The sequence below is a fragment of the Pseudoalteromonas sp. A25 genome (assembly GCF_009176705.1).
Lineage (GTDB): Bacteria > Pseudomonadota > Gammaproteobacteria > Enterobacterales > Alteromonadaceae > Pseudoalteromonas.
On record NZ_AP021846.1, the window covers coordinates 59,190 to 70,848 of the forward strand.

Here is an 11,659-nt window from a genome sequence, read left to right on the forward strand (position 1 = left end):
TTAAATTTTTTATATTACCAGAGTATTTTATCTATCACATTTGGCTCTTCACCAATGAGTGTCTTGACGACTTGGTTGTGCTCATCAAGTAAGATCAGCCGCGGGATACCTGCATTTGCGTATTGGCTGTAAATCTCACGTTCAGGGTCTGCAATTAATGCAAACGGTAATTGATATTCATCATTAAATTTAGCTAAAGATTCGTTGTTTTCATTGCGACCAATTGCGATGATCTGTAAATTCTTGTCATTGATCAAAGGAGAAGCCTTTAACTCGTTCATGGCTCTTTGCGAATCACTGCACCATGTAGCAAATAAAATGATGAGTTTACGCTTGTTAGCTAGTGCGACTTTTTCGCCATTGATCGCAGTAAACGTATTATGCTTAAAGCGCTCTCCTTTGGTGATATAAGTTTCGTAGTTTTTGGGTGGGGCACTGTCTGCGTAAACTGTACTGCAGCCCGTCATAGTAGCGAGCAAAGCGGTGGTAAGTATGAAGTGGTTAACCTTTTTTATCATTATTATCTTCCTTTTAAGTGACTGATTTGGTTATACAGAATACCCTATTTTTAAGTAGGTACGAGAGAAATTATGTGGTTATATAGCGGGCTATTTCTGTCCGCTTTGAGCTCTGCAACTCTACTACCTGGTTCATCAGAAGTTTTATTGTCTGGGTTAGCGCTAACACAAAACGCAAACCTACTCATGTTATGGCTGATAGCCACTTTAGGAAATGTGCTGGGCAGTTGCATTAACTATTGGCTTGGACGACATGTGATGCACTTTAAAGATAGCCGCTGGTTTCCGGTGACGCAGCGTCAGATAGAAAAAGCGAACGCTCAGTACGCACGCTTTGGCAGCTACAGCTTGCTGTTTGCTTGGGTGCCGATTATTGGTGATCCTCTGACGGTCTTTGCCGGTATATTTAAAATGAGGAAAGGGCTTTTTTTGTTACTTGTCTCGTTAGGAAAAGGTTTGCGTTATGCCATGGTTATTGCTTTGGCTGTGGGGATTGAGCAGCTTTTTTAGCTGCTCAGCGATGCCAGTCTAAGGTTAATGATACAGAGTCTGCAAATCTTAAAGCATGTGGCTTATCCACTTTAACCTTTGCGTAGGTAACCGTCGGGTGGCGATGACACTGTGTAAGAATGTCGCTAACCAGCTTTTCTAGAAGCAAGAAGTGACCATCTTCAACTAATTTTATGACTGCCTTTGTGACAGTTTTGTAATTGAGTGCGTGATCAACTTCATCATGGGTCACGCAAGCGGTGTCTGCAGGGTAGTGGATCTCAATGTTTACTACCACATCTTGCTTTTTTTCACGCTCTTCAGGGTTAAAGCCAATATAGGTGCGCAACCTTAGGTTTGTGATGTTAATTATGGCATTTTGCATAGGCTATCCTTAGTTTTTTACCAATTGCAGAAACTCATTACGGGTTTTGGGGTCTTCTCTAAAGTTACCCAACATAACAGAGGTACGCATTTTGGAGTTTTGCTTTTCTACACCACGCATCATCATACACATGTGTTTTGCTTCCACGATGACGCCAACACCTTTTGCACCCGTCACTTGCTCGACTGCCTGCGCGATTTGATGCGTGAGCTGCTCTTGAATTTGGAATCGGCGCGCGTACATGTCTACAATGCGCGCGAACTTTGATAGGCCTAATACTTTCCCGTTCGGGATATATGCAATATGACAACGGCCAACAAATGGTAGTAGGTGGTGCTCACACATTGAGTACAACTCTATATCTTGTATTAAAACCATGTCATCTGCATCTGAAGTGAATACTGCATTGTTGGTAATTTCTTCAAGCGTCTCTCGGTAGCCCTTGGTTAAGTACTCCATCGCTTTGGCTGCTCGCTTAGGAGTTTCAAGTAGCCCCTCACGGTTTTCATCTTCTCCTACTGCGGCAATAATTTGTTTGTAACTGTTTTTTAAGTTGTCGTGCATAATAGTCTCTGTTTATTTAAGGTGGCGACCGCCATCGACTGGAATTGTGCGTCCAGTGATGTAGTCGCTGCTCATTAGTAGCTCAACGCTATTTATTATTTCTTTGCAGCCTGGCTCGATACCCATTAAAGATTTTTTTAATGTTTTAGCTTTATACTCTGGCGTGTCATGTTGGTTAAAAATGATCAAGCTTGGTGCAATGGAGTTGACTTTGATATCTGGTGCAAACTTACTTGCAAAAGAGCGAGTTAGGTTGTCAAGAGCGGCTTTGCTGGCAGCATAAGCAATATGCTTTGGGCTTCCTGTTTCAACCACATAATCTGTTAAATGGATAATGTCACTTACAGCCGAATACGCTAAAAGTAAGTCTGCGAGTGCTAAATTAAGCTGATAAGGCACTTTGGCATGAATGCGCATCATGCTATCAAAAAGGCTATCAAAGTCAGGGTTATTTGCTTCACAATCCCAACTTGATGCGTTGTGAATAACTGCGCGTAATGCTGAGTAATGCGAACGCAAAGTCGTCTCTAATTGCTCGATAGCGTGTGCGTCGCTAAAATCTATGTTTATGCAGTGCACACCGCTTTGCTCCAACTCATCAATCACATTGTGTCGGGTACGGTATGTTACTACGACAGGCTGTTTTGCTGCTACGAAATGCTGTGCCATAGCCAATCCGATGCGCTGCCCAGCGCCAGTGATCAAAATCGGTGCGGTCATGTAGACGTCTTATCCTCTGAAAAATATCAATAAGTTAACTATAACGTAATTTTTACGTCATGTTGTGATTTGTCGATCACATGAACGCTATAGATATTTGTTTGATGGTAAATTTTGCATAAATAACCAAGACCCCAATGAATGAATTTGAGTGCTAGCTTTAGCAAAGCGCAACGATACATAGTGATGTAGCGTTACGAAATAGTGAGATTTCCGATGTGTTGTTCAGCGCTCCTGATTTAAAAACAGTGCTCTAATATTTAGAGAGTTGGCATGATTTTATTTAAGTGTTTACCAAGGAAGCTAGATATTGTAGCTAGGCTGAAATAAAAAACACACTGCCATGTTAGCTGCAGTGTGTTGTCCTTAGTACGAAAAACCTGATAACTGCCTAAGTGTTATAAAGCGTCGTAAACCGTAGGGATCGCTTGTCTCTTGTGCTGAGTACGCTCATAAATTGCAATCAATTTTTCTTCAACGCTCGGGGCGACATCTCTGCCTTCCAAAAAGTCATCAATTTGGTCATAACTTAGTCCGAGCGCTTCCTCGTCAGTTAAACCAGGTCTGTCGCACTCTAAATCGGCTGTTGGCGCTTTAGTTACTAGCTCAACAGGCGCATTTAAATGCGCAGCTAAACTGCGAACCTGGCGTTTGGATAAACCAAACAAAGGCGCTAAGTCACAGGCTCCATCTCCAAACTTGGTATAAAAGCCGGTGATATTCTCGGCGCTGTGATCTGTGCCAACAACGAGGCCGTGAGTCAGCCCTGCAATTTCATATTGAGCCACCATACGTTGGCGGGCTTTTACGTTGCCTTTCACAAAATCGACGGAAGTTGGCGCGGGGATCGACAATTGAGATGAGTGCATTGCGTGCATTGCTTGTTCATGCATCGCATCGACTGCAGGTTTAATATTAACCGTAATGCGTTGCGAGGGTTTGATAAAATCTAAAGCAAGTTGTGCTTCTTCTTCATCTGCTTGCACGCCATATGGTAAACGCATTGCAATAAACTGATATCGGTCAGTATCGTGCTCCGCATTAAGTTCATCTACTGCTAGTTGGCAAAGTCTACCGCATGTTGAAGAGTCAACACCGCCACTTATGCCTAAAACTAGGGTTTGGCAGTGTGCTGAAACTAAGCGTTGTTTAATAAAATTAATTCTACGAGTGATCTCATATGCCACATCTATTTGTGGCTGTACTTGCATTTCTGCCAGTATCGCTTGGCGCATTTTGTGCTCCTCATTGCCAATGCTGTTTGGGATTATTATGTTGTGATTGGCTTTTAATTTAAAGCCCCAAGTGTTGTTTGATGTCTGCGAGTTCTTTTTTAAGTAGCTCTATTTCTAATAGTAATGCGTCTAACTCTGGCGTTTCTAGCTCTTTGTGAGGGGGCGCTGTGTTCGTGGCCAAGTGTTCCGTATTTTGAAACAAGTGTACATAGCGACTTTCACGTTTGCCAGGTTCACGAGCAAGCTTCTTTACGAAGCCTTCAGTTTGTAGTTTTTCTAACGCCTGCTCTACTTCACTTACATGAGTAAAGTTAGCCAACCTCGCACTGCGAGTACGTAATTCACCCGGCGTCTGCGCGCCTCTTAACAATAGCAGGCAAACAATGGCTCTTTGTTGCTCGCTAAATTGCATACGGCTAAATTCGGTGTTGCAAAATCGATGGGCATATTTATCGACTCGTCCAGATAGTCCTTCATCGATTGTAACAATATGCTTTGATTTTAGCGTCTCGACGGCGTCTATCACCTGCGATTCTGTTAGGCTCATGACTGGGTCACGATTGGACTTTTGATTACAGGCGTTTGTTAGTGCGTTGAGCGACAATGGGTAATGCTCGGCAGTGGTTGTTTGTTTTTCTAGTAGACAGCCAACGATACGCTGCTCAACTTCACTTAATTCCATATCTATGCTCACGATGTTTTTTTATCACTGTACGCTATTGGTACTGTTTTGTTTAGCTTCATTTTGCCAATGCCTTAGCTTTTCCTCAAGTTCATTTACTTTTATCGGTTTAGAGACATAATCGTCCATGCCCGCTGCAAGACACTTTTGTCTGTCTCCTTGCATCGCGTTAGCTGTAAGTGCAATTATCGGAGTGTGCTTATGTTGCTCTCCAACACCACCACTGCGAATTAAATGGGTTGCTTGATAGCCGTCAAGCTCGGGCATAAGGCAGTCCATTAAAATAACATCGTAAGGACGTTTTCTCTCTTTTAAGTGCTCAGTGGCTTGTAACCCATCTTCTTTACATTGAGCGTTAATACCGAATCGGCTTAAAAGTTTCAGTGCAACAGTTTGGTTTACTTTATTGTCTTCTACTAATAACACGTCTAGGTTGCTAATATCTGAGGTTATATCATCATCGCTAGGGTGCTCATATGTCTCAATTTGGCAAAGCTTGAGCATATCTGTGGGGGTTAAAGGTCTTAGCAGCGTTAGGCTTGGCTGCAATGGTAAAAACTCAGTATCGGTTATTAGCCGATTGCTTAGTACCGCAAAGTTTGCTTTTGATGATTGCTGTAAATGATGTAGTTTCTCTCGTTGTGCGTGTGATGCGGTTGCTAATTGCTCAGCAGCGATAATCAACGCAGGATGAGTTAATTGGTTATTATCAATATACTCTAACGTATTTGCGATTGATTCAGTATGGAGCAATGACATTCCCCAGATGTCAAACAGATAGTGTTTTTTTGACTCTGTCATGAGTAATGGGTCTACAATGATCAAGGCGTCACAGTTAAATGTTTTGGGTGATACTGGTTGAGGTTCATGCAGTTCGATATAAAAGCTGAACGTGCTACCTACGTCAACTTTACTGTAAGCGTTAAGATTGCCCCCTAAAAGCTCGCACAGTTGACGTGCAATAGTGAGTCCTAATCCTGTCCCACCAAACTTGCGCGTAGTTGAAATATCAGCTTGGGTAAAAGAATCAAAAATTTTACTCAGTTGAGACTTACTAATACCCACTCCAGTATCTTCAATATTGCACCATAGGCGAGTATGTTGTGCTTGTTCTTCTGTGTAACAAGTCAGTGTAACCGTGCCATTCTCAGTGAACTTAATCGCGTTGCTCAACAGGTTGTTAAGTACTTGTTTTAGTCGGTGAGGGTCTGTTTTGGCGCACTCTACTTTGAGGTTATGCGTATCAAGAATTAGCCTTGTCTGTTGCTCTTGTGCTTTGGGGGCGAAGTTACTGATACTGTCGCTTATCACTTGGACTAAATCGCATTCAATAATATCCACTTGCAGCTTGCCCGCCTCAATTTTAGAAAAGTCTAAAATGTCATTAATAATGGTAAGTAAGGATTCTGCTGAGTTTTTTGCCAGTTGTAGGTGATGTGTTTGTGATGGTGATAGTTGGGAGTGGGTTACTACCTCTAACATACCTAGCACGCCATTTAACGGAGTGCGTATTTCATGACTCATGCTAGCTAAAAATTCAGATTTCATTTTCGCTGATTGTTGGGCAAGTTGCTTTTCCATCACAGCTTGCTGGCGTGCTTGTTGTTGTTCTCTACTCGCAAATAAGCTGCCTAAAGTTGCCGCAACAGCGCGTATAAGTTTTTCATCTGTATTGTCCCATGCAACATGAGGGTGCCTGTATTCAGCGCATAAAAAGCCAATTGCATGTCCCTTGTATGCAATGCTACATCCAAATATAGCGTTCACTTCATAGGGGCTCAAATAAGTATCTCTGAGCTCTTGCGTACAGGGGTGGGTGTGTGCAAAGTTCGCCGAGATTATTTGCTGTTTGAAAATTGCTGCGAAAAGTTCGGGCAATTGTTTTTTTCGCCAAGGGGGAAAGTATTGCAAGTCTTCTTCACGCGTATTACTAAAAGCCGTAGGTATAAGCAAAGAACCATCGGCATTGAGCAGCCAAATACTCGCTCTTTGCGCTGCTAACCCTTCGCATACTATTTTGATTGCGATTCGTTGCGCAGGCTCGAGCTTTAAGTTTAATACCGCCTCATGGCTGCTTAAACGCGCGAGTAGTTCATTGTTTTTGGCAACTTTATTGTGCTCAATCTCAAGGCATTTTCGGTCATGGATATTCTGCACTGAGCCATAGAGCTGGCTAGTATACTTCCCATGCCTAACCGCTCTTCCTTTGACCAGCAGCCAACGTTCATTGCCTTGAGCTGTTTTTATTAACATTTCTTGCTCAAAATCTATGCCTTTCTTTATTGCGCTATCAAAAGTGTCTTGCATTAACCGACGTTGCGCACCAGCAACAAAAAACTCGGTTGTCGCAATCCACGATGGTTTGTAGTTGGTTGGCACCTCAAAGATTTCTTTAGTGACTTCAGACCAAGAAATATTTCGCGTTTTTAAGTTGATGGTCCACGCTCCAACTTCAGCTAAGGCCCCCATGCTGCTTAATGAATGAGCGTTGTCTTGTAATTGCTCTAACAGTCGATTAAAAAATATGAATGCAGTAATGAATAGTAAAATGATGGTGGCCAAAGCGAGGCGAAATGGCCAAATTGTTGCACTTTTTGGTTGCCAACCACCTCTAGGGTAGACATACAGTTTCCATTGCCCTGCTGCCACTGCAATATTAAAAGTCAGCGGATCTTCGAGCACGATGCTACTGTCTCCGTAAAAAAACTCACCTTGTTTATTTTTACTGTTGCGTCCTTGTACGGCGACATCGTAGTGATTTTTTAAGTCCTCTAATCGGGCTTTTGCAAAGAGCGCTTTAATGTCTATAACGACAGAGAGTAACCCCCAGAAATTAGCGTTTTTATCCGTTACTGGTACGCGTGCGATCAGGGCTTTTCCGCCTTGTAATAGCTCTAACGGGCCTGCAAGTATGATTTCCCCCGAATCTCTAGCTTCAATTGCTTCAATACTTTGTGTTGGGTGGGTTAAGTAGTTAAGGCCAAGAGCTTTCTCGTTGCCTTTGAGAGGATATATAAATTGCAAAAGCATATCGGGGGCAGCACCGATATTTCTAAGTACGCCGCTGGAGCGAAATAAAGGATCAGCAATGCGCTCAAAAGTTGCTTGCGTGAGCTGCTCTTCTTGCGCAACTGCAATGGCGAGCCCTCTGACCAATTGTATATTCGTTGCCAGAATACCTTCAATCTGCGTACGATAGACATTAACTGTTTCGTAAGTTCTACTTTTTTCTTCTTGTACTAGCTTGTTGTAATTAACAGTATCAACGTACCAGCCAAAGGCAACAATCGCACCAAGTAATAGCCAAAAGCTAATTTTGATGGACTGCGTCTTCCTTGGTGCATTCGACAGATTTGCAAACATTACTTATCGAGAGTTATTGAACGTCTGATAACTATAGACCACTGCGTATTTTATAAACAGCCAGATAGGAGAATAAAATAGTGATTATTGTAACTATTGAGTTTTATAAATGCTTGGTAGTTATGGCAAGTTTTGTTGATTTTAACTACTGTAAATGGGCAATAAGCTAAATGTCATAAATGGCTGTTTAAACTAAGAACTCATCAATATAAAGAGAAAAGGATATGCTTAAGTTACTCAAGTGGATACTAGCGGTTACCATAGTTATTGTAGTTGCGCTTACGGCAACGTTATATGGTGTACTTTCGTTAAGTTTGCCCCAACTTGATGGGAAACAAGTCAGTAAAGGGGTGGCTTCTGAGGTCGCTATAAATCGCGACGAGTTGGGGCAGGCAGTTATTCATGCTGATAATCGTCAAGATGCTGCATATGGTCTGGGGTATGCACATGGTCAAGACCGATTTTTTCAAATGGATTTATTACGGCGAAGTGCCGCGGGTGAGCTAAGCGAGTTATTTGGTGACGCTGCCGTACAGCTTGACGAACGAATGCGTTTTCATCAATTCAGAAAGCGCAGTGAACTTATTGTGAAGGCGCTCCCTGAGCGCCATAGGCTGGTCTTACAAGCTTACGCGCTAGGAGTCAACGAAGGCAGGTTGCAAGCAGGGTTTGATAGCTTTGAATACTTGTTAACGGGAGCCCCACAATTAGCTTGGCGGTCTGAAGATAGTATTCTGGTTATTTTTGCGATGTATTTAGACTTGCAAGCCGCTACCTTCCAGCGTGATCAGGCGCTGATTCAGCTTGAAAGTCTATTTACAGAGAAGATGAGGCGGTTTCTAACCCAGCCAAGCCAATATCAGGCTGCCTTAGATGGCTCGAAACTACCACCATCACCTATTTTACCTCCTGAGCTGAATGAAACAGGGCAGCACGCACAGGTAACAGATATTATTTCCCTACCACACTTTGGTAGTAACAATTGGGCGGTTACAGGGCAACTCACCCAGACAGGAAAAGGCATGTTATCTGATGACATGCACTTGGGGTTGAATGTGCCTGCCATTTGGTATCGTGCGCAGCTTAACTACAAAGAGAATGGCAAGGCTGTTCAGGTAACCGGTGTATCCTTACCTGGGGCTCCCTCTATTGTGGTGGGGAGTAATGACAATATAGCTTGGGGTTTTACCAACGGCTATTTGGATACAGCTGACTGGATAGAGTTGGATGAACAGGCAAAAACGTGGGTTGTGACTGAGCAAATCGCACTGCCTAAAGGGGCTATGCATCAGTACCAACTGACAATGAGTGAGTTCGGTCCAGTTAAGTATTTTAATGGCAAAAATTACGCTCTGAGCTGGGTGGCACATCAACCCTATGCTGTTAACTTGAATTTATTAGCATTAGAGCAGGCCGACTCGGTAGCTGATGCGATGCGTTTAGCGCCTGCGGTTGGTATTCCAGTACAAAACCTGATGGTGGTAGATGCGCAAGGTAGCGCAGGTTGGCAGCCTATTGGGGCGCTCCCTGCGCGAACAAACCCTTCAGAAGTTGCAATCAAAAAGAAGGAGTATTCACCGTTGTGGCAACAGAATGAAGTCAGTAGACCGAGAGTACTCAACCCTGAAAAACACAGGCTTTGGAGTGCCAACGCTCGGGTGGTGTCTGCTGTTGAACATCAGCGTTTTGGAGATGGTGGATATGCGCTTGGGGCAAGAGCGCAGCAGATCAGAGATAGATTACATGAAAAGTCGCAATTTTCAGAACCCGATTTCAATCAACTACAACAAGACAATGAAGCGCGATTTCTTGCGCCATGGCATACACATCTAACGCAATTACTAAGTGCTACAACGCAGCTTCAAGCTCGCTACAACAACGATTTAAAACATTTAGAAAATTGGCAGGGGTGTGCATGCGCATCATCAGTTGGTTATACGCTTGTTCAGCGCTTTAGAGAAGCACTGATCAATGAGGTATTCGCACCAATAGAAGATGAAATGTTGTTGCATGACAGCTCGTTAAAATATATTAAAAATTACCTTGAACCCGGGCTTTGGCAATTGCTAAATAGCCAGCCGGAAAGTTGGTTAAATGGCCACAAGGACTGGCGTAGCTTACAATTGAGTGCATACGAGCAAGCTAAACAGCGACTTTCTCAACAGCATGGTACTGATCTGGCTGCTTGGCGCTGGGGAGAAGTGAATGCTTTATACGTGCAGCATCCGTTTAGCCAGCAGCTCCCGATATTAGGTGGTATGCTAGATATGCCAAAAGTCAGTGGATTTGGCGATACCTTCATGCCAGCAGTGCAACAACCTGACTTTGGGGCATCGCAGCGCTTTATTGCACAGCCCGGTGCTTTAGACAACGCGATTATGACGGTTGCTGGTGGACAAAGTGGCCATCCACTTTCGCCATTTTATCGGGCTGGCTTTGAGGCCTATGCGCAGGGCGAGGCGACCCCTTTATTACCGGGTGCAATAATGCATCAAATTAGGATATTGCCAGAACCCGATTAGAGCTTAATGAACAAGGGGCGCGACAGAAATGGTATTCCTGCCCTTATGCTTACTTTTATAAAGGGCGATATCTGCTTGCTTTAGCACCTCTTCAAAATCGCTTTGGGCTTGCCATAGGGCAAGCCCAAAGCTCATTGTGACTTGCAAAGAGCCTTGGGCAAACGTCATTGCTTCGATAGCTTGTCGTATTATCTCAAGATGCTTTTGTGCTTGTGATTGTGAGCAGTTAGGAAACACAAGCAAGAACTCTTCACCTCCCCAGCGTACCGCTATGTCTGCACTATTGATGTGCTGACTGAGGCATAAAGCCACGCGTTCGATAACCTCATCACCTTGCTCATGGCCATAGACATCATTCACTTGTTTAAAGTGATCGATGTCGGCCATCACAACGCAAATAGGGTGCTGGTGGTTAATGCAACTTTTGTAAGCTTGTTGTATTAAGCCTTGCGCGTAACGGCGATTAAACAAGTGAGTCAGTGAGTCATGCGCTGCTAACACCTCTAATTCGTGTTGTTGATTGACGGTTATTTCTCTTATTAATCCGATGGTATAAATCATCGGGATACCGCAAATGATAACGTTTGCAAAGTGTAAGTATGGCGCCATTTTTTGGTAATCAATTGGCTGCAAAGGTAAGTTAAACCCAATGTAGGTATAGGCAAAAATAACAATAATGGCAGTACACCAAATGATGGCTTGTTTTAACTTAAGTTGGGTGTCAAGAAGTAGTAAGCACGACGCGGTCCAAAGGTAGAACTGAAAACCATAATCAGTGCCAATGACAGCACATACTAGCACAGAATGAATCGTCACCTCTAAACTAAAAACCCGCAACGCCAGTGATTGCTGGTTTCGCTCTAATAATTTAATACCAAACCACCAAGTAGCGACGCTTAACACGTTGAAAGCGCCAAGCAGCGGCACTTCTATGTACCAAAAAGCATAGATAAGACAGGCGTGCAAGGCCATGCAATACCACGCAACCTGAGTAAGCAAGCGACTTTTTAACTGCTCTATTTTATTAGGTTGTTGATGGGGGTGCTGCAATTATGCCTCCTTGAGTGATAGATATTTTAGGTACCTTTTGCAGGCTACACTGGCTGAGCAGGCGCTTCAAAATGAAAACTGAATTATGAGTATAGAAGACTCTGAGAATTTTTTATGTCGTGGAATTAATA

10 protein-coding genes are annotated in these 11,659 nt (G+C 43.3%); 2 read left to right on the forward strand and 8 right to left on the reverse strand.

From position 1 onward, the window contains the following. Positions 1-14 precede the first annotated feature (14 nt). Positions 15-518 carry a TlpA family protein disulfide reductase gene (locus GDK41_RS00270; protein ID WP_152084544.1) on the reverse strand — a complete coding sequence of 168 codons (504 nt, stop codon included), beginning with the start codon at positions 516-518 and terminating at the stop codon, positions 15-17. A 72-nt stretch (positions 519-590) separates the two neighbouring features. On the opposite strand from GDK41_RS00270, the gene GDK41_RS00275 reads away from it, so the two are divergent. Then, the gene (locus GDK41_RS00275; RefSeq protein WP_152084545.1) at positions 591-1,028 is read left to right on the forward strand and encodes a YqaA family protein; all 438 of its coding nucleotides are present in this window, start codon (positions 591-593) and stop codon (positions 1,026-1,028) included. A 4-nt stretch (positions 1,029-1,032) separates the two neighbouring features. Here the strand turns inward: GDK41_RS00275 and folX are convergent, their stop codons facing one another. From folX to GDK41_RS00305, 6 genes are all read right to left on the reverse strand, one after another. Beyond that, positions 1,033-1,392: a dihydroneopterin triphosphate 2'-epimerase gene (gene folX / locus GDK41_RS00280; RefSeq protein WP_152084546.1), complete on the reverse strand. Its 360-nt coding sequence runs from the start codon at positions 1,390-1,392 to the stop codon at positions 1,033-1,035. A gap of 9 nt (positions 1,393-1,401) precedes the next feature. Next, a complete protein-coding gene (gene folE, locus GDK41_RS00285; protein ID WP_152084547.1) occupies positions 1,402-1,956 on the reverse strand; it encodes a GTP cyclohydrolase I FolE in 555 nt (184 codons plus the stop codon). 12 nt (positions 1,957-1,968) lie between these two features. Beyond that, positions 1,969-2,676 carry a dihydromonapterin reductase gene (gene folM, locus GDK41_RS00290; RefSeq protein WP_152084548.1) on the reverse strand — a complete coding sequence of 236 codons (708 nt, stop codon included), beginning with the start codon at positions 2,674-2,676 and terminating at the stop codon, positions 1,969-1,971. Between the two features lie 398 nt (positions 2,677-3,074). Further along, on the reverse strand, positions 3,075-3,911 hold the full coding sequence (gene nadE / locus GDK41_RS00295) for an ammonia-dependent NAD(+) synthetase (RefSeq protein WP_152084549.1): 837 nt from the start codon (positions 3,909-3,911) through the stop codon (positions 3,075-3,077). A 58-nt stretch (positions 3,912-3,969) separates the two neighbouring features. Then, entirely contained in the window at positions 3,970-4,593 is a 624-nt protein-coding gene (locus tag GDK41_RS00300) for a YceH family protein (protein WP_152084550.1), read from the reverse strand. Positions 4,594-4,617: 24 nt separating this feature from the next. Next, entirely contained in the window at positions 4,618-7,956 is a 3,339-nt protein-coding gene (locus GDK41_RS00305) for an ATP-binding protein (RefSeq protein ID WP_152084551.1), read from the reverse strand. A 224-nt stretch (positions 7,957-8,180) separates the two neighbouring features. Between GDK41_RS00305 and GDK41_RS00310 the strand changes: the two genes are divergently transcribed. Continuing rightward, positions 8,181-10,478, forward strand: coding sequence for a penicillin acylase family protein (locus tag GDK41_RS00310; RefSeq protein WP_152084552.1), 2,298 nt, complete (start codon positions 8,181-8,183; stop codon positions 10,476-10,478). A 3-nt stretch (positions 10,479-10,481) separates the two neighbouring features. On the opposite strand, the gene GDK41_RS00315 is transcribed toward GDK41_RS00310, so the two are convergent. Then, a complete protein-coding gene (locus GDK41_RS00315) occupies positions 10,482-11,528 on the reverse strand; it encodes a GGDEF domain-containing protein (RefSeq protein WP_232056492.1) in 1,047 nt (348 codons plus the stop codon). Positions 11,529-11,659: the final 131 nt, after the last annotated feature.